This is a genomic window from Novosphingobium sp., assembly GCF_031417815.1.
Classification (GTDB): Bacteria; Pseudomonadota; Alphaproteobacteria; order Sphingomonadales; family Sphingomonadaceae; genus Novosphingobium.
On the sequence record NZ_JANOWI010000017.1, the window covers coordinates 1 to 18,071 of the forward strand.

Genomic DNA, 18,071 nt, shown 5'->3' on the forward strand with positions numbered 1-18,071 from the left:
CCGTCCGCTTCGCGATCGACCGCGCCGGGCTGGTCGGTGCCGACGGCGCGACGCACGCCGGATCGTTCGACATCGCCTATCTTGCCACTTTGCCCAATTTCGTGGTCATGGCCCCGGCGGACGAGGCCGAGCTGGTCCACATGACCTACACTGCGGCGCTTCATGACTCTGGCCCGATCGCCTTTCGCTATCCGCGCGGCAACGGCACCGGCGTCGAATTGCCTGCCGAACCGCAGCAGCTCGAAATCGGCAAGGGCCGGATCGTCCGGCACGGCAGCAAAGTCGCGCTGCTTTCGCTCGGCACGCGGCTGGCCGAGGCCATGAAAGCTGCCGACCAGCTTGAGGCCAAGGGGCTTTCAACCACGGTCGCCGATCTGCGCTTTGCCAAGCCGATCGACGGCGCGCTGATCCGCCAGTTGATGATCACCCACGAAGTGGTCGTGACGGTCGAAGAAGGCAGCATCGGCGGGCTGGGTGCCCACGTGCTGACCATGGCCAGCGATGAAGGGCTGACCGACCCTGACAGTGCCAACGGGGGCCTCAAGATCCGCACCCTGCGCCTGCCGGATGTGTTCCAGGATCACGACAGCCCCGACAAGCAATACGATGCCGCCGGGCTCAACGCTTCAGGAATAGTCGATTGCGTGCTGGCGGCACTGCGCCATAATTCGGCCGGGGTTGAAGAGGCACGGGCTTAGCGCCGCCTATTCCCCCAGCAGTCGCTTCGCCATCGCCCGCACCTCATCGCGCATATCCTCGCGTTCCAGCGCAATCGCCAGCGTTGCCTCGACGAAGCCGGTCTTGCTGCCGCAGTCATAGCGTTTGCCAGCGAAGGTTATCGCGTGGAACGGCTGCTGGCCGATCATCTGCGCCATCGCGTCAGTCAATTGCACTTCGCCGCCTGCGCCGATGCCCTGATTTTCGAGCACCCGCATCACTTCGGGCTGGAGGATATAGCGGCCCGAAATGATCAGGTTGCTGGGGGCATCTGCGCGCTTGGGCTTTTCGACCAGCCCCAGCACTTCGGTCAGCGCGCCATCCTGCTTGCCCGGCGCAATCACGCCATAGTTTGAAACCTCTTCCTCGGGCACTTCGAGCACCGAGATCACATTTCCGCCAACCTGGTTATAGGCCTCGACCATCTGCTTCATGCAGCCCGGCTGGCCGATCATCAGCTCATCGGGCAGGAACACCGCGAACGGCTCGTCCCCGACAATCGCCCGCGCGCACCAGATCGCGTGGCCTAGGCCCAGCGGCACCTGCTGGCGCACGGTCACCAGGTTGCCCGGCTGGATCCGTGTGGGTTCGAGCACATCGAGGCTCTTGTCGCGCCCGGTCATGGTCGCTTCAAGTTCGAAGGCATGGTCGAAATGCTCGACGATCGCGGTCTTGCCGCGTCCGGTTACAAAGATCAGTTGCTCGATCCCCGCCTCGCGCGCCTCGTCCACCGCATACTGGATCAGCGGACGATCGATGATCGGCAGCATCTCCTTGGGGATCGCCTTGGTCGCAGGCAGAAACCGCGTGCCGAGGCCGGCGACGGGGAACACGGCCTTGCGGATCGGTTTGCGGAGCGAACTGTCGGTCATGCGCGGCCCTTAACCATGTTCTTGTTTCAGCCGCGTTAAAGCGGTTTCGGGTGATCGGCGCAACAGATGGATGGAAGCGGAGAGGACCGGCTGTGCGGAACGGTCCGAATGGTTCACGCAGAGACGCAGAGAAGTAAGTGGAGGCGCAGAGAGACAGCTCCTGCGGCGGAGCCGCTTTGGATCGAATGCCAATGGGTTTGGTGCGAGGTTTGAGATCGAAAGCGGCTTCGCCGAAAGCGCGGCACCTTCGCGCCTCCCTTTTCTTCTCTGCGCCTCTGCGTGAACCATCCTACCCTTCCCCTTGCCGCCCCGAAGTTTCCCGTTAAACGAGAACGCCATGGACAAGATCATCATCGAGGGCGGCAAGCGCCTTTCCGGCACCATTCCCATCTCTGGCGCGAAGAACGCCGCGCTCACGCTGCTGCCTTGCGCGCTGCTGACCGAAGAGCCGCTGACGCTGCGCAATCTGCCGCGGCTGGCGGATATCGACGGGTTCCAGCACCTGATGAACCAGTTCGGCATTTCCACCAGCATTGCCGGCAGCCGCCCGGAAGATTTCGGCCGGGTGATGACGCTCGAAGCGCCGCGGATCACATCGTCGGTTGCGCCCTATGAACTGGTCCGCAAGATGCGCGCCTCGATCCTGGTGCTGGGCCCGATGCTGGCGCGGATGGGCGAGGCGACGGTTTCGCTGCCCGGTGGCTGCGCGATCGGCAACCGCCCGATCGATTTGCACCTCAAGGTATTGGAAGCGCTCGGCGCGACGATCGAGCTGGCGGCAGGCTATGTCCGCGCGATTGCACCCGATGGCGGACTGCCCGGCGGGCGCTACTCCTTCCCGGTGGTTTCGGTTGGCGCGACCGAGAATGCGCTGATGACCGCAGTGCTGTGCAACGGCAAATCGGTGCTCCACAACGCCGCGCGCGAGCCCGAGATTGTTGACCTGTGCAACCTGCTCGTCGCCATGGGAGCGCAGATCGAAGGAATCGGCAGCTCGGATATCACCATCCACGGCGTCCCGCGCCTCCACGGCGCAACCTACCGGGTGATGTCGGACCGGATCGAAGCGGGTTCCTATGCCTGCGCCGCTGCAATCACCGGGGGCGAAGTGTTCCTCAAGCACGCCGTGGCCGAGGAAATGGACGCAACCCTGCAGGCGCTGCGCGATGCCGGGGTCCATGTCGAACCCAAGGCTGGTGGGATTCAGGTGGCCAGCGACGGCAAGCTCAAGGCCGTCACCCTTTCCACCGCGCCCTATCCCGGCTTTGCCACCGATATGCAGGCGCAGCTGATGGCGATGCTGTGCCTCGCCGAAGGTTCATCGGTCTTGGCCGAAACGATCTTCGAAAACCGCTATATGCACGTGCCAGAACTTAACCGGATGGGCGCGCACATCGAAACCAAGGGCCGCACAGCTGTGGTCCACGGCGTGGGCAAACTGACCGGCGCCGAAGTGATGGCGACCGACCTGCGCGCCTCGATGAGCCTGGTAATCGCTGGCCTCGCGGCCGAGGGCGAAACGCAGGTGCACCGGCTCTATCACCTCGACCGCGGGTACGAGCGGCTGGAAGAAAAGCTCGCTCTGGTCGGCGCGGCAATCGAACGGGTTGGCGGGGATTGAGGCAGTTCGGCGAGGTTCAAGTGAACCTTGTCGGCGTGCCGTGCGTTGAGCGGGGGTAACCCTCGCATGCACGGAGTACAATCACATGGCTCTCTTCAAACTCGCCCTGGCCGGTGCCACCGGTTACGCGCTCTATCAGTACTACAAGCATAACCAGCAGGAGGAGAGCGGCCCGGCCGCCTTCGCCACCGGCGAAGCAACGCCGGGGTTCGCTCCGGTGCGCAATGCCGGGCCTGAAGCCATGGCCAGCGATCTGCCGCGCTGGGACAAGGTTGACGAGGAAGTCGACGAAAGCTTCCCGGCCAGCGACCCGCCGCCGATGGGCAAGCGCTGAGCTAGATCCGCCCCGCCCCGGCCAGCCCCGGCGGGGTGGGGGCAAGGCCACGCTAAACCTCGACTGAGCTTTGGCGCCCTATCGCATGCAGTCACTTGGACCGGGTTCAACTGATTTCGAGGAAGGGCAAGCCATCGGTTTCAGGCGGGCACAAGATAACGCTCCCCTTAGGCAAGGCGTGGCTGCCCGCGTTCAGGACTCGCAGGGCCGGCCCTGCTTGTTGCATGCGCACCCTGGCACAGAAACGCCCGTTGCTTGGGATATCATCACGCTCCGGGTCGTCGTTTAGCTTGAGCTCGGCAAGCATGAAGTTCCAATCTTCGCGAGCAATGTCGATGTTGGACCATAGCGGGGTTGGCTGGATTGTGAAGGACTCAGGGCTCCGGCGCGGCTTGCTGTGCCACGTGCGACCGATCGGCAACAGGGCGTTGAACGTCCGCACCTTGTCCGGCGAGAAATCGATCCTGGCGAAAAATAAGGAGCTGATTTGGCTAAGCAACATGAAAGGAGCGAGGAACCCGACCATCCCAAATGCAAGCACACCACAGGTGAATTTGGTCCATGGTGGACCACTTGTCTCATTGACGCCGACAATGACGGAAAGGCATGCCAACAGTAATGCAAATACTATCGCCATGTAGATGGCATCAGCGCGCATGGGGACTAGCGTGGTCGAACGGTCAAAAGTTTCCAAGAGCTTTGACAACGCGACGACGGCAAACATGCCGCCAAGCCAGAACCAACCGGCCCGCGAAACGGACGGCTTGATTTGGTGTTCAGCCGTTTCGCTACTTTTGTGCGGCTCCATCAACCCATCCGCCCCGCCAGCCAGGCCACCAGCCAGATCCGCACCGCGCCCGCCAGTCCCGGCGGGGTCGGAGCCTGGATCCGTTCGGCATCGATCCGGGCGACCAGCGCGTTGATTGGCAGGCTCTCGGCTTCGGCCGCCTGCTTCAGCAGTGCCCAGTAGAGCGGCTCGAGGCTGATCGAGGTCTTGTGCCCGGCGATCTCGACCGAGCGTTTGACCGGGGGGTGATAGGGCGTGGTCATTGAAGCGATACCGTAAGCGATCCTGTCCGTTTTTGCGAAGCACAAACGGGGAGGACCATGCCGACGACTGGCTGCAGGCAGGTACGAAAAATTCGGGGTGGCCCGCATTGGCCCCCACCCCTAAACCTCAGGTCATGAGCGAGGGCTATCAGGCGCTGACGGAAAAGGAGAAGGAGACACTACGTCTGCTGGTCAATGGCTATGATGCCAAAAGCATGGCCCGCCGCCTGGGTCTGTCGGTCCACACCGTCAACGAACGGCTGCGCGATGCGCGGCGCAAGTTGGCGGTCTCGAGCAGCCGCGAGGCGGCGCGGCAATTGCGCGAGCTGGAAGGTGCGGACCCCCAATTGCTGGGGGACAAGGCTTTGGGGGATGCGCCAGGCGGGCCCGGCGTGGAACAGCTGCAGCTCTCAACCGAGGCGAACGGCGGCAAAAGCCGGATCGTCTGGATTACAGGAAGTCTGACCATGTCATTTGCCCTTGCACTCTATGCCCTGGCGGCGCTCACAGGTGGCGTCGGCACCGCTCCTGCCGCCGCCCCCGGTGTCCCCGCTGTCATCCCGGCACAGGATGCCGCGGTCGCTTCGGCCAATCGCTGGCTGGCCCTTGTCGATTCCAGTGACTGGCAGGCCAGCTATGATGCCACGGCCAAATCATTTCGTTCGGTCAACACGGTTGAGCGCTGGGCCGATGCCTCAAGGCAGGTGCGGGTGCCGCTGGGCGCGGTGAAAGCACGGGTGCTGGTCACGGCCGATTTCGCACCGGCACCGCCCGATGGCTATTGGGTGATCAAATTCCGCACGGATTTTGCCGGCAAGTCCGGAGCGATCGAGCGGATCGCGCTGGTGCGCGAGGACGATGCCTGGCGCGTGGTGGGTTACACCATCGAGTAGCGCGAAACGCGGCGATCAGGCGGCGCGAATTGAAGTCTGGCCGTCGCCCGCGTGCTCGCCGCCCGGTGCCACGGCACAGGGCTGCAGCGCATAGAGGCAGCGCGCCAGTTCCTCGAGCGGGATCGCATCCTGGAACACCACCCCGTGTTCGTTGCCCGCGCGCCAGCGGACATGGCCGAACCTTAGCGGCAGGCCGACGGCATCGAACCGGGCGAAGGCACCTTGCGGGAGCCGCCGGTCGATGTTGAGTTTGGCACCGCAGCGGGACACATCGGCCAGCATGGCGTGGAAATCATGGCCGTCGACCGTCAGTAGCACCGGCACCTGTAGCCGCAGCCGGATCGGGCGATGCGCGAACTGGCTCGCTTCGGTCAGCAACTGTTCCAGCACCACCGGCGCGGCAAAGCGGTACCCGGCCTCGCCGTGATCGGCCCAGCGCTGTTCGATCGGATAGAGCGCGCCATTGGCCAGCTCGAGGAAGATGCGCTTTTCCTGCGGCACATCATGGAAGAACTGCAGCTTTGTCCCGCCGGCCGAAACATCGCGCACCAGGCAGAGATATTCGCCGCTCTGGCACACCACTTTGGCGGTGCGCAGCATCAGCGTGTGGCGCTGGTCTTGGCGGGGGTCGGTCTGGGGCGTGGCGTACATGGCGGGTCTCGGTTCGATCATGGATAACCGAACCTACCCGGGGATGGTTAAGGGAGCACTAAGGCCTGGGGCGTCACACCCCTCAATACATATGCTGCCCGCCGTTGATGCTCATGGTCGATCCGGTCATGAACCCGCCGTTTTCGGATGTGAGGAAGGCCACGCCGCGGGCGATTTCCTCGGCCATGCCGAGCCGGCCTACGGGTATCTTGGCGACGATCTTTTCGAGCACCGGTGGCGGCACGGCGGCGACCATGTCGGTATCGATATAGCCCGGCGCGATCGCGTTGACGGTGACGCCGAACTTGGCCCCTTCCTGCGCCAGCGCCTTGGTGAAGCCGTGGATCCCCGATTTGGCGGCGGCATAGTTGACCTGGCCGTATTGCCCGGCCTGGCCGTTGATCGAACCGATGTTGACGATCCGGCCCCAGCCGCGTTCGCGCATCCCCGGAAAGGTCGCCTTGGCCATGTTGAAGCAGCCACCGAGGTTGATCCGCATCACCTCGTTCCAGTCATCGAAGCTCATCTTGTGGAGCACCCCGTCGCGGGTGATCCCGGCATTGTTGATGACGATATCGACGGGGCCGTGGGTTGCCGCAATGTCGTTGCAATTGTGGATGCAGGCCTCGTGATCGCCCACGTCCCAGCGGTAGGATGGAATGCCGGTGGCAGCAGTGAAAGCCTTGGCCTTTTCCTCGTTGCCGCCGTAATTGGCGATCACGGTGTGGCCCTGGCGCTGCAGCCGCTTGCAGATTGCCGCACCGATTCCGCGGGTGCCACCGGTTACAATTGCTACGCGTGCCATTGTGCTGTCTTACCTTTCCCAAGCTGCCGTTACGGCAAACGCAGGCAAGTTTACGCACGGCGCAGCGGCGCGCAAGCTAACGCATACGTAAAGGTGCAATGAGCCGGCTTAAAACCGGAACTGGGTGCCGACGTAGACCGCCTGGTTGTCCTGGCGGCCATCGGTGAGCGGACGCAGCCGGTCCCGGTCCGAGGTTACGCGCACCCCTGCAGTTACATCAAGGTTGCGGCTGACGCGGTAGCTGCCGCCAAGATCAACCTGCTGATCGCTCTGCTCAAACGTCTGCGGGCTGCGGCCGGTCTTCTGGCGTTCATCCAGCGCGATCCGCGGGGCCAGCCGCGAGGGCGCCGATGCCGTTCCGCCGCGCGGCTGGAAGCTGGCGAGATCAGGCGATTCGAGCTGACGGATCGGTGAATTGACAGCAGGCTTGGCGCTGTTTTGCGCAAAGCTGGAATAACCGCGCGCGGTGCCCAGGCTGTAAGCGGTTGGGGCAATCGCCAGGGCTGATCCGCTGGCGATGGTGGCCGGCATCACGTTGGGACGGCGCAGGCCAAGCTGGGGCAGGGTATTGCCATTGAGCCGCACTGCCACCGTGACCACCGATGCATCAACCCGGCTGGGCGTGGCGGCCGGGGTAAAGCGGAAGATCCGGCCCTTCGACAAGGCGCGCACCGTGATCGACCGGGTCAACCGCGGATCGACTTCGGCCGGAACGAACGCGCCCGAAGCGGCGATCTGGGCCGAGCTGACCAGCGGCTCTGCCTCGGCACCGGATGTGAAGGCCAGCACCGCGCTGGGCAAGGCCAGCCCGGCAACCGCGCTGCCCAGTAGCAAGGCTGATGCCATGCCGCCGCTGCCGCGCTTGGTAATGCCCTGCTGTGCCATGGTTACCCTAGCTTTCATGCGGGTCGCGTAACGCGCGACCGGACCGCAACGCCAATGGCGCGAAACCGCTCGTCAGTGCAAGCGCGAATGGCCCAAATGCACTTAACGCGGGCTGAACGGCAGGGCGATCCGGGCCGCGAAACGCCTATTCAGCCGTGGTTCAGTCCAAGAATCGGCAATAGCGCGCCTGGGTGCCATTCGTGCTCTTGCCGCCAAGGTCTGCTTGGCTATAGAGGCTCGGCGCACCATTTGCGAACAACCAACCGCCGAACAGGCGATCAGGATCCGGAACACATCAGTATGAACGGCAGCAATTTCCACCAGGCCAATTCCGTGCGCACCACCCTGCGCTTTGCTGGCCGGGCCGGGCTGATCGTCCTTGCAGCGCTGGCGCTGTCGGCATGCGGCGGGAACAAGAGCCGTCCCAAGGCCGATCTGGCGGCATCGCGGATCACCACGATCGGGGTCAACAGCTATCTGTGGCGCGCCAGCCTCGATACGCTCAGCTTCATGCCGCTGGTCCAGACCGACAGCAACGGCGGCGTAATCGTGACCGACTGGTACGCCAACCCCAACAACCCGAACGAGCGGATGAAAGTCAGCGTGACGATCCTCGATCAGGATCTGCGCGCCGATGCGCTGCGCGTTGCCGCCAGCCGTCAGGTCATGCAGAACGGGACCTGGGTTGATGCCCCGGTTCAGGCTGCCACGGTGCAGAAGCTTGAAGACATCATCCTAACCCGCGCCCGCGACCTGCGCCGCCAGGCGTCTTCGGTCAACTAATCAAGCGCCCCACCGCCGCCGTCCCGGCTTGCGCCGGTGCAGCGAGCCGTTAGAGGGGCCTCTATGACAAGCGAACGTTTCGATCCGTCCAGCGCCGATGTCCGCTGGCAGGCCGCGTGGGATGCGGCGCAGACTTTCCGCGCCGACGATGCCTCGCCGCGCCCCCGCAGCTATGTGCTCGAGATGTTTCCCTACCCCTCGGGCCGGATCCACATCGGCCACGTCCGCAATTACACGATGGGCGACGTGCTGGCGCGCTACAAGCGGATGCAGGGCTTTGAAGTGCTGCACCCGATGGGCTGGGATTCGTTCGGGATGCCGGCTGAAAATGCTGCGATGGAACAGGGCGTCCACCCCGGCGGCTGGACCCGGGCCAATATCAAGGCGATGACCGCGCAGCTGAAACGGCTGGGTTTCTCGTTTGACTGGAGCCGCGAGCTTTCGACCTGTGAGCCGGAATACTACGGCCACGAACAGTCGCTGTTCCTCGATCTCTATGCAGCCGGGCTGGTCACCCGCAAGGAATCGGCGGTCAACTGGGACCCGGTCGATATGACCGTGCTGGCCAACGAACAAGTGATCGACGGACGCGGCTGGCGTAGTGGTGCGCTGGTTGAAAAGCGCAAGCTCAGCCAGTGGTTTTTGAAAATCACCCAATTTGCTGACGAGCTGCTCGATGGGCTGGGCGCGCTCAAGAATTGGCCCGACAAGGTCCGGTTGATGCAGGAAAACTGGATCGGCAAATCACAAGGCCTGCAGTTCACGTTCTGGAGCGCAGACCGCGCCACCGAAGTCGAGGTGTTCACCACCCGGCCCGATACGATATTCGGTGCGAGCTTTGTCGCGATCGCCGCCGATCATCCGATTGCGCAGGGTTTGGCTGCGGGTGATCCCGCGGTGGCCGACTTCATCGCCGAATGCCGCAAGGGCGGGACCACTGCGGCTGAGATCGAGACGCAGGAAAAGCTCGGCTTCGATACCGGGATCCGGCTGGTCCATCCGTTCGATCCGGCGATCGAGCTGCCGCTCTACATCGCCAATTTCGTGCTGATGGATTACGGCACCGGGGCGGTGTTCGGCTGCCCGGCGCACGACCAGCGCGACATCGACTTCGCGCGCAAATACGGCCTGCCGGTCACCCGCGTGGTGGCCGATGGCGACCTGACCGACCCGGTGTTTGTCGGGGACGAGGCCTATACCGGCCCCGGCGCGCTGGTGAATTCGCGCTTCCTTGATGGCATGGACGTGGAAGCGGCCAAGGCCGAAGTCATTGCCCGTGCCGAGCAGAGCCAGTGGGGCCGCGGCACCACCGTGTGGCGGCTGCGCGACTGGGGCGTATCGCGCCAGCGCTATTGGGGCACGCCGATCCCGTTCATCCACTGCGGCGACTGCGGCGTTGTTCCGGTGCCCAAGGACCAGCTGCCGGTGGTGCTGCCCGAAGATGTCGATTTCTCGGTCCCCGGCAATCCGCTCGAACGCCACCCGACCTGGAAGCATGTCGATTGCCCTAACTGCGGCAAGGCGGCGACGCGCGAGACCGATACGCTCGACACTTTCGTCAATTCGTCATGGTATTTCCTGCGTTTCGCCAGCCAGCCCGCCGATCGCCCGTTCGATCCTGAAGTGATCAAGCAGTGGCTGCCGGTGGAACAGTACATCGGCGGGATCGAGCACGCGATCCTGCACTTGCTCTACGCCCGCTTCTGGACCCGCGCGCTGGCGCATATCGGCCTGATCGATGTCAAGGAACCCTTCGCCAGCCTGTTCACGCAAGGGATGGTGACGCATGAGACGTATTCGCGAGTCGATCCTGGCAATGGCCAAGTCGTTTACTTCTCGCCCTCGGAAATTGAAAAGCGCGCAGTGCCCGCTTCACCCGAACAGGCGCCACACGAAACACCAAGTGGCATTGCGACCTCAGGCGTCGATGTAACAGTAGCCCTCACCGGAATGGGAATTGGCGTCGCTCAGGGCAGCGTTTCGCCAGAAATTGCGATCCCCGTCACAGGGCAAGCAATGAAGGTAGAACAAGGTCGCGTCACGAAGGTGTTCAAGCGCGGAACCGATGAAGAACTCAATGCCGGCCGGGTCATCAAGATGTCCAAGTCCAAAAAGAACGTGGTCGATCCCGACGACATCATCGCCCAGTATGGCGCCGATGCGGTGCGCTGGTTCATGCTCAGCGACAGCCCGCCCGAGCGCGATCTGCCGTGGTCCGAAGCGGGGATCGAAGGCTGCGGGCGGTTTGTGCAGCGGCTGTGGCGGATTGCTTCGGGCAATCCTCAAGCAGCAGCCGATGCCGCATCCAACCCCGCGCTGCACAAGCTGATGCACCGCACGATTGCCGGGGTTGGCGCGGATATCGAGGCGTTGCAGTTCAACAAGGCGGTGGCCAAGCTCTATGAGCTGGCGGGCGGAATCGAAAAGGCCGCCCCCTCGGCCGAAAAGATCGCCGCGATTGCCGTGCTGCCGCGCCTCGCTTCGCCGATGATGCCGCACCTTGCCGAGGAAATGTACCATGCGCTTGGCGGCACCGGACTGGTCGCCGAAGCCGCCTGGCCCGACGTCGATCCTGCCGCGCTGGTCGATGATGAAGTCACCATTGCGATCCAGGTGCTGGGCAAGCTGCGCGATACCGTCACCGTGGCCAAGGGCCTGCCGCGCGAGGAGCTGGAGGCGCTTGCACTGGCATCCGAGAAGGTTCAGCGTGCGCTCGATGGCAAGGCAGTGAAGAAGGTGATCGTAGTGCCCGACCGGCTGGTCAATCTGGTGGCATGATGAGGCGGCTGGTCCCCACACTGGCGCTCGCGCTGGTGCTTGCCCTGCCGCTTGGCGCGTGCGGGCTGAAGCCGATGTATGCCGGCGGCACTGGCGGCGCGATTGCCCAGGGGCTGTCGGCGATCGACGTTTCGGAAATGCCCGGGCGGGCCGGCTGGCTGATGCATTCGGCGCTGGTCGACAAGCTCGGTTCGGGGCAGCGCACCGGCCCGGCGCGCTACCGGCTCGACGTGCGGCTCGATGACAAGCTCGAAGGGCTGGGGCTGCTCTCGGACGATACCGTGACGCGCGAACGCCGCACTTTGCGCGCGCGCTATCAACTGGTCGATCTCGCCACGGGGGCGATCGTGCTCGATGAAACGGTCGGGCTCGATGCCGGGATCGATGTGGTTTCGTCCGAATACGCGACGATCGCGGCGGAAAACACCGCGCTTGAAAACCTCGCCAAGGAAGTGGCTGACCGGATCGTTACCCGGATCGCCTTGAAGCTGCGCACGCTCGACGAAGCTGCGCGGTGAAAGCCACCCAGAAGGATTTCAAAAGCATCGCGCCGCGCGCCGCCCGCGAGGCCGGAGTGTTCTTTTTCTGCGGGCCGGATGAGGCTGGCGCAACCGATGCCGCGCACCAGATCGTTTCGCTGCTGGCAGACCCCGGCGAACGCATCGAGCTTTCGGGATCCGACCTCAAACGCGATCCGGTGCGGCTGGGCGATGAAGCGCGCTCGATCTCGCTGTTTGGCGACAAGCGCCACATCTGGGTCCGCGCGGCGGGCGACGAGGTGCACGATGCGGTCGAAACGCTGCTCGGCGGCGCGGGTGCGGCCTGTCCGGTGGTGATCGTCGCCAGTTCCGCCACCGACAAATCGCGTACCGCGAAGCTGCTGGCGGCGCGCGGCGATGCGCTGGTGGCGATGTTCTGGCCGCCCGACCTCAAAAGCGTGGCGGGTGCGGTGCGCGGCATGGCCGATGCGGCCGGGGTCACCTTGAGCGGTGACCTGGCCGAACGGATCGCGCGCGCCGCCTTGCTCGATACCCGGCTGGCCGCGTCCGAAGTGACCAAACTGGCGCTCTATCTTGATGCCGGCCCGCAAGCGCCGCGCACCGCCCGCGCGGAAGATCTCGACGCGATTGGCGCACCGTGCGAGGACGACGGGTTCATGCCGCTGGTCAATGCCGTGCTGAGCGGCGAGACCGGCAAGCTGCGCGGTGAACTGCGCCGGATGCACGAGCAGGGGATCAACCCGGTTGGCCTGCTGCTGGCCTTCGAACGCCGCGCCGCCCAACTGGCCCAGCTGGCCGCCCGGCTTGGCCCGCACGGGAAAGTCCGCGAGTTCATCGAAGCCGAATCGAATGCCCGCCGGGTGTTCTGGAAAGACCAGCGCGATCTGATCCAGCAATTGGCGACGTGGCGCGGCAAGCGGCTCGCCCGGCTGGTCGACCGGTTGATCGACTTGCACCGGCAATTGCTGGCCAACAGCCAGAACGCCGAACTGCTGCTGGCCCATGGTCTGGCCGAGATTGCCCGCTTTGCCGCGCCGCGCGGTTGATCTGGCAGTCTTTATGCGCCACTCAGACCGCTTAGGGGTTAACCCGGGTCGCAAACCATGAGTGCACGTCAAGCCGCCAATCCGCAGTCGCCTCCCGCCCAGGCGGGAGATGCGGCGGCATTTGCCCAGCCCGAATCGCTCGAGCGGCGGCGACTGCAAAGTTATCTGGCGCAGATGCTGGGCGATGTGGTGGCGATCATCGCCGGGTTTTGCCTGACCGGTTATCTCTATCTCGGCATGACCGGGCTGGGCCAGGCGTTCGAACTCGCCCAGCTGCTGCTGCCGGTCTACCTGACGCTGGCGCTGTATAATGCCGCCTATTCGCTATCCGGGCTGCAATCGGCCAGCAAGGGTGCGCAGCGCGCCCTGCTGTCGCTGATGATGGGCGTGGCGGTAGTGGTATTCTTCGCCTTCTACACCAAATCGAGCGCGGAATTTTCGCGCGTCCTGTTCACGGGCGGGGCGCTGCTGACGGCGTTCACGCTGGTCTGGCTGCGCTTTCAGATTGCAGCGGTGGTGCGCTGGCGCTGCGGACCGCGGGTCACCAATGAACTGGTGATCGACGATGGCGGACCCGCACTCCACTGGCCCGGCGCATTCCATGCCGATGCCGCCGCGCTTGGCCTCATCCCCGCGCTTGACGATCCGCGCGCGCTTAACCGGATCGGCGCGGTGCTGGGCGGGTTCGACCGGGTTGCCGTGTCCTGTACACCCGGCCGCCGCGCCGCCTGGGCGATGATCCTCAAAAGCGCCAATATCGATGGCGAGGTGCTCGACGACAGCGTCTCCGCGCTGGGCGCGACCGGCGCACGGATCGCCAGCGGGCACGGCCTGCTGCGCGTTTCGATCGGCCCGCTGGGACTGCGCGCGCGCGCAGCCAAGCGGCTGTTCGATGTGGTGCTGGCCGGCACCGGGCTGGTGCTGCTGGCGCCGCTGATGCTGCTGGTGACCCTCGCGATCCTGATCGAGGACGGCGCCCCGGTGCTGTTCGTGCAGCGCCGGGTGGGCCGCGCCAACCGCTTCATCACCATTTACAAATTCCGCTCGATGCGCGCCGCGCGCCGCGATGATGCCGGCGACCAGTCGGCCACCCGCGATGACGTGCGGCTGACCCGCGTCGGCCGCTTCATCCGCCGCACCAGCCTGGATGAGCTGCCACAACTGATCAACGTGATCGAAGGCAAGATGTCGCTGGTCGGCCCGCGTCCGCATGCGCTGGGATCGCAGGCCGGCGACAAACTGTTCTGGGAAGTCGACCGCCGCTATTGGCTGCGCCACGCGCTCAAACCGGGGCTGACCGGCCTGGCCCAGGTGCGCGGCCTGCGCGGAGCGACCCACGAAGAAAGCGACCTTGCCGAGCGGCTGGGGGCAGATCTCGAATATCTCGACGGCTGGTCGCTGTGGCGCGACATGCGGATCATCGCCGCAACCTTGCGTGTGCTGGTGCACGAGAAAGCGTTTTAGTTAGGTGCGGACTGGCGCTGCAAGCTGATCGCTGAGGCGATCAGCGCACCTGGAAAAGATGGATGCCCGACGAGGATTCGAACCTCGATTGACGGTGTCAGAGACCGTAGTCTTACCTTTAGACGATCGGGCAACAGGGCAGGGCCTCTAGGCGGGCAAAGGGTCCTCGTCAAGCCGGGCAATGCATCTGCGCTTGCCCCGAAACCTCGACACGTCTACCGGGATCGTCAGGTACCTGCCACATGCGGCAGGATAATGATAAGAGTGCACGTGCCATGGCGGATGACCAGCCGCCGGCGATGCGCGAAACGGGGACGGCAGAGCGCGACGCAACAAGCGGGGGTCATGACCCCCAGGCGCGTGCCGCGTTTACGCCAACCGATGAGCGCCGCTCCGGCGAGAAAACACCTAGCGCGAGTCCATCGGGCGCAGCCCCGGCGTGCGCTCCATGGCTGCGTGACGCGCCGTACCACCGCCAGGCTTTTGCCGCGATCGATCTGGGGACCAACAATTGCCGTCTGCTGATCGCGCGGCCGGCGGGCGATCATTTCACCGTCATCGATGCGTTCAGCCGCGTGGTGCGGCTGGGCGAAGGCCTGGCGCAAACCGGGCGGCTCAGCGATGAAGCGATGGACCGGGCGATGGGTGCGCTCAAGATCTGCGCCGACAAGCTTCGGCGGCGCAATGTCCACCTGGCCCGCTCGGTCGCCACCGAAGCCTGCCGCCGGGCCGAAAACGGCGGTGATTTTATCGCCCGCGTGGCGCAGGAAACCGGCATTCTGCTCGATGTGATCAGCGCCAAGGAAGAAGCGCGCCTCGCGGTGATGGGTTGCCATCTGTTGCTGGAGGAAGGCGATGGGCCGGCGATGATTTTCGATATCGGCGGCGGTTCGACCGAACTGGTGCTGGTGGAAAGCCGCGATGGCCGGATCCCGCTGATCCACGATTGGCATTCGGTGCCGTGGGGCGTCGTCTCGCTGACCGAAAGCGTGTCGGCCGAACCCGAGGACGCGCTGGGCCGGGCCGATCGCTATGATGCGATGCGCGCGCTGGTGCGCGATAGCCTGGCTCCTTTTGCGCAGCGCGTGGCCGGCAAGGCCGGCGGGCCACAGCCGCTGCGCCTGCTTGGCACCAGCGGGACGGTGACGACGCTGGCCAGCCTCCATCTTGAACTGCCGCAATACGATCGCCGCGCGGTCGACGGGCTGATCGTGGCGAGCCAGGATATGGGCGCGCTGTGCGAACGGCTGGCGCTGCTGACCCCGGCGCAGCGGCGCGAACAGCCCTGCATCGGGCGCGAGCGGGCCGATCTGGTGGTGGCCGGCTGTGCGATCCTTCAGACGATCATCGAACTGTGGCCGGCCGAGCGGCTGGGCGTGGCTGATCGCGGCATCCGCGAAGGCATCTTGCGCAGCCTGATGGCGTCGAGCGGAGCCGGCGAAAAGAGCCGCGCGGCACTGCGCCAGGCCCGGCGGATCGCGATATGAGAGGCAAAGGGAAAGAGCCCGAGCGGCTGCGCAAATCGGGCAAACGCACCGCCAGTTCGGCGCGCTGGCTGCAGCGCCAGCTGGCCGATCCCTATGTGCAAAAGGCCAAGGCGCAGGGCTGGCGCAGTCGTGCGGCGTTCAAGCTGATCGAGATCGACGAGAAATTCGCACTGCTCAAGGGCGCGCGCCGGGTGGTTGATCTGGGCATCACCCCGGGCGGCTGGAGCCAGGTGGTGCGCAAGCAAAGCCCCAAGGCTGCAGTGGTCGGGATCGATATTCTGCCCACCGATCCGATCGAAGGCGTGACGATTTTCGAGATGGATTTCTTAGCTGATGAGGCACCCGCTGCGCTGATCGGGGCGCTGGGTGGTCAGCCCGATCTGGTGCTGTCCGATATGGCCGCCAACACCACCGGCCACAAGCAGACCGACCACTTGCGCACGATGGGGCTGGTGGAACTGGCCGCGCACTTCGCGATACAGGAACTGGTGCCGGGCGGAGCTTTTGTGGCCAAGGTCCTGGCGGGCGGCACCGATACCGAGCTGCTGGCCTTGCTCAAACAGCATTTCAGCAGCGTCAAACACGCCAAACCGCCTGCCAGCCGCAAGGATTCGTCCGAATGGTACGTGATCGCGCAAGGGTTCAAGGGGTAAGGCAGGCTTGGGCGGCAAGGGGATAGCCATGGACGTGACTGGCCAATGCCATTGCGGGGCGATCGCTTATCAGGCGGTGATCGATCCTGATCGCATCATGATCTGCCATTGCCGTGATTGCCAGCGCCTGACCGGATCGGCCTTTCGCGTCACGGTTGCGGTTGCGCCGCAAGACTTCACCATGCTACGCGGCGAACCGCGGATCTACTACAAGGTCGCCGACAGTGGATCGCGCCGCGGCCACGCGTTTTGCGGGACGTGCGGAACCCCGGTGTTCAGGCTGCCGACCGATAACAATCCGAACTATGCGTTGCGGATTGGTGGGCTGGATCAAAGCGGCCAGTTGCCGGCACCCGGCAAGCAGATCTGGACCGACCGACGCTGGGCATGGGTTGGCGGGATTGATGCAATAGGCGGCTACTCTGGCCAGTCCTGACGGCCTGCCAATTCTTGCAACAGCAAAAAGGCGGAACCTTGCGGCCCCGCCCTTTGCTTGTCCCTGACGCGCGAAGCTTATTTCGCGGTCTTGAGATAGGCGATGACGTTGGCGCGTTCCTGCGCGTCTGCCAGTCCGGCAAAGCTCATCTTGGTGCCGGCGGCGAAGGCGCTGGGTGCCGTCAGCCAGGCATCGAGCGTGGCATCGTCCCAGTTGCCGCCCTTGCCGGCCAGCACTTCCGAGAAGGCATAGCCGCCGCGGCCCTTGCCGATCGGTTCGCCGTAAACGCCCGCAAGATTGGGGCCGATGCCGTTGGCCCCGCCCGGATTGACCGTGTGGCAGGCGGCGCACTTGGCGAAGCTCTTCTGGCCCTTGGCGGCATCGCCGACCACCGCGACAGCAGCGGCCGGAGCAGCCCCGGCCTTCACTTCAGGTACCGGCGGCAGCGGCAGGTTGGATCCCTGGCTGTTGAGGTAGACCATCACGTTGGCGCGTTCCTGCGGATCGGTGATCCCGGCAAAGCTCATCTTGGTGCCCGCGGCAAAAGCGCTCGGGCTGGTCAGCCAGCTGTTCATGCTGGTCCAGTCCCACTTGCCGCCCTTGCCCGATAGCCCGGAGGAGAAGGCATAGCCGCCGCGGCCCTGGCCGATGCCTTCGCCCAGCACGCCGTAAAGGTTCGGGCCGATGCCGTTGGCCCCGCCCTGCGCGACCGTGTGGCAGGCGGCGCACTTCTTGAAAGTCGCTTCGCCCTTGGCCATGTCGGCCTTGGCCAGATAGGCTTCAAACGGGGTGGCATCGGCAACAGCACCTTCCTGCACCACGCCTTCGATCTCATGGCCCATCGGGTTCGGCCGATTTTCCTTGTCGGCACGGAAGTAGTGGCCCGAAATGCTGGCCAGGCCGAGCGCGACGATGCCTGCACCCAGAGTCCAGCCGGCGATGGTGTTGAAACGGTCTTCCATGTCTCAAATGCCCCGTTGGGATTAGCGCTTTGCGCGCCGCTCTAGTCAGGCGAAAGGCCAAGCGCAAGGGGCATTGCGGTGCCTGCCAATGCACTCTAGCCCTTGCATGGAATTATCCACGCCGAAGGGATACC

General features: G+C 64.6%; 19 protein-coding genes and 1 tRNA gene. 12 read left to right on the plus strand and 8 right to left on the minus strand.

Annotated elements, in window-relative coordinates:
- Positions 1 to 698: transketolase C-terminal domain-containing protein (locus tag RMN99_RS04030; protein WP_309622009.1), on the plus strand; the 698-nt coding region annotated here is incomplete at its 5' end.
- A 6-nt stretch (positions 699 to 704) separates the two neighbouring features.
- Here RMN99_RS04030 and galU read toward each other — a convergent pair.
- Positions 705 to 1,589, minus strand: coding sequence for a UTP--glucose-1-phosphate uridylyltransferase GalU (gene galU, locus RMN99_RS04035; protein WP_309622010.1), 885 nt, complete (start codon positions 1,587 to 1,589; stop codon positions 705 to 707).
- A 337-nt stretch (positions 1,590 to 1,926) separates the two neighbouring features.
- Between galU and murA the strand changes: the two genes are divergently transcribed.
- Positions 1,927 to 3,210, plus strand: a complete 1,284-nt coding sequence (gene murA, locus RMN99_RS04040) for a UDP-N-acetylglucosamine 1-carboxyvinyltransferase (RefSeq protein ID WP_309622011.1) — start codon at positions 1,927 to 1,929, stop codon at positions 3,208 to 3,210.
- Positions 3,211 to 3,295: 85 nt separating this feature from the next.
- Positions 3,296 to 3,544: a hypothetical protein gene (locus RMN99_RS04045; protein ID WP_309622012.1), complete on the plus strand. Its 249-nt coding sequence runs from the start codon at positions 3,296 to 3,298 to the stop codon at positions 3,542 to 3,544.
- Between the two features lie 106 nt (positions 3,545 to 3,650).
- Here RMN99_RS04045 and RMN99_RS04050 read toward each other — a convergent pair whose 3' ends face one another.
- Positions 3,651 to 4,352: a hypothetical protein gene (locus RMN99_RS04050; RefSeq protein ID WP_309622013.1), complete on the minus strand. Its 702-nt coding sequence runs from the start codon at positions 4,350 to 4,352 to the stop codon at positions 3,651 to 3,653.
- Entirely contained in the window at positions 4,352 to 4,594 is a 243-nt protein-coding gene (locus RMN99_RS04055; RefSeq protein WP_309622014.1) for a ribbon-helix-helix domain-containing protein, read from the minus strand. Before RMN99_RS04055 ends, RMN99_RS04050 begins: the two co-directional genes overlap by 1 nt.
- 134 nt (positions 4,595 to 4,728) lie before the next feature.
- Between RMN99_RS04055 and RMN99_RS04060 the strand changes: the two genes are divergently transcribed.
- Positions 4,729 to 5,487 carry a DUF4019 domain-containing protein gene (locus tag RMN99_RS04060; protein ID WP_309622015.1) on the plus strand — a complete coding sequence of 253 codons (759 nt, stop codon included), beginning with the start codon at positions 4,729 to 4,731 and terminating at the stop codon, positions 5,485 to 5,487.
- Between the two features lie 15 nt (positions 5,488 to 5,502).
- Here the strand turns inward: RMN99_RS04060 and RMN99_RS04065 are convergent, their stop codons facing one another.
- From RMN99_RS04065 to RMN99_RS04075, 3 genes are all read right to left on the minus strand, one after another.
- Complete coding sequence (locus RMN99_RS04065; RefSeq protein ID WP_309622016.1) at positions 5,503 to 6,159, minus strand: PilZ domain-containing protein; 657 nt, start codon at positions 6,157 to 6,159, stop codon at positions 5,503 to 5,505.
- 61 nt (positions 6,160 to 6,220) lie between these two features.
- Positions 6,221 to 6,943 carry an acetoacetyl-CoA reductase gene (phbB, locus tag RMN99_RS04070; RefSeq protein WP_309622017.1) on the minus strand — a complete coding sequence of 241 codons (723 nt, stop codon included), beginning with the start codon at positions 6,941 to 6,943 and terminating at the stop codon, positions 6,221 to 6,223.
- Between the two features lie 108 nt (positions 6,944 to 7,051).
- Positions 7,052 to 7,846, minus strand: coding sequence for a hypothetical protein (locus RMN99_RS04075; RefSeq protein ID WP_309622018.1), 795 nt, complete (start codon positions 7,844 to 7,846; stop codon positions 7,052 to 7,054).
- Positions 7,847 to 8,128: 282 nt separating this feature from the next.
- On the opposite strand from RMN99_RS04075, the gene RMN99_RS04080 reads away from it, so the two are divergent.
- The 5 genes from RMN99_RS04080 to RMN99_RS04100 all read left to right on the plus strand — a co-directional run bounded on the left by RMN99_RS04080 (position 8,129) and on the right by RMN99_RS04100 (position 14,399).
- Complete coding sequence (locus tag RMN99_RS04080) at positions 8,129 to 8,611, plus strand: DUF3576 domain-containing protein (RefSeq protein ID WP_309622019.1); 483 nt, start codon at positions 8,129 to 8,131, stop codon at positions 8,609 to 8,611.
- A 63-nt stretch (positions 8,612 to 8,674) separates the two neighbouring features.
- Positions 8,675 to 11,389, plus strand: coding sequence for a leucine--tRNA ligase (gene leuS / locus RMN99_RS04085; protein ID WP_309622020.1), 2,715 nt, complete (start codon positions 8,675 to 8,677; stop codon positions 11,387 to 11,389).
- On the plus strand, positions 11,389 to 11,907 hold the full coding sequence (gene lptE / locus RMN99_RS04090) for an LPS assembly lipoprotein LptE (protein WP_309622021.1): 519 nt from the start codon (positions 11,389 to 11,391) through the stop codon (positions 11,905 to 11,907). Before leuS ends, lptE begins: the two co-directional genes overlap by 1 nt.
- Positions 11,904 to 12,935, plus strand: coding sequence for a DNA polymerase III subunit delta (gene holA, locus RMN99_RS04095; RefSeq protein ID WP_309622022.1), 1,032 nt, complete (start codon positions 11,904 to 11,906; stop codon positions 12,933 to 12,935). The genes lptE and holA overlap by 4 nt, the downstream gene beginning before the upstream one ends.
- Positions 12,936 to 12,992: 57 nt before the next feature.
- Entirely contained in the window at positions 12,993 to 14,399 is a 1,407-nt protein-coding gene (locus RMN99_RS04100) for a sugar transferase (RefSeq protein WP_309622023.1), read from the plus strand.
- Between the two features lie 59 nt (positions 14,400 to 14,458).
- On the opposite strand, the gene RMN99_RS04105 is transcribed toward RMN99_RS04100, so the two are convergent.
- Positions 14,459 to 14,532 (minus strand) — tRNA-Gln (locus RMN99_RS04105).
- Between the two features lie 142 nt (positions 14,533 to 14,674).
- Here RMN99_RS04105 and RMN99_RS04110 point away from each other — a divergent pair.
- From RMN99_RS04110 to RMN99_RS04120, 3 genes are read left to right on the plus strand one after another with little or no spacing between them, the layout of a single operon-like run.
- Complete coding sequence (locus RMN99_RS04110) at positions 14,675 to 15,886, plus strand: Ppx/GppA phosphatase family protein (protein ID WP_309622024.1); 1,212 nt, start codon at positions 14,675 to 14,677, stop codon at positions 15,884 to 15,886.
- Positions 15,883 to 16,539, plus strand: coding sequence for an RlmE family RNA methyltransferase (locus tag RMN99_RS04115; protein ID WP_309622025.1), 657 nt, complete (start codon positions 15,883 to 15,885; stop codon positions 16,537 to 16,539). Before RMN99_RS04110 ends, RMN99_RS04115 begins: the two co-directional genes overlap by 4 nt.
- Positions 16,540 to 16,567: 28 nt before the next feature.
- A complete protein-coding gene (locus tag RMN99_RS04120; RefSeq protein ID WP_309622026.1) occupies positions 16,568 to 16,975 on the plus strand; it encodes a GFA family protein in 408 nt (135 codons plus the stop codon).
- A 77-nt stretch (positions 16,976 to 17,052) separates the two neighbouring features.
- Here the strand turns inward: RMN99_RS04120 and RMN99_RS14370 are convergent, their stop codons facing one another.
- On the minus strand, positions 17,053 to 17,937 hold the full coding sequence (locus RMN99_RS14370) for a c-type cytochrome (RefSeq protein ID WP_409035230.1): 885 nt from the start codon (positions 17,935 to 17,937) through the stop codon (positions 17,053 to 17,055).
- Positions 17,938 to 18,071 lie beyond the last annotated feature (134 nt).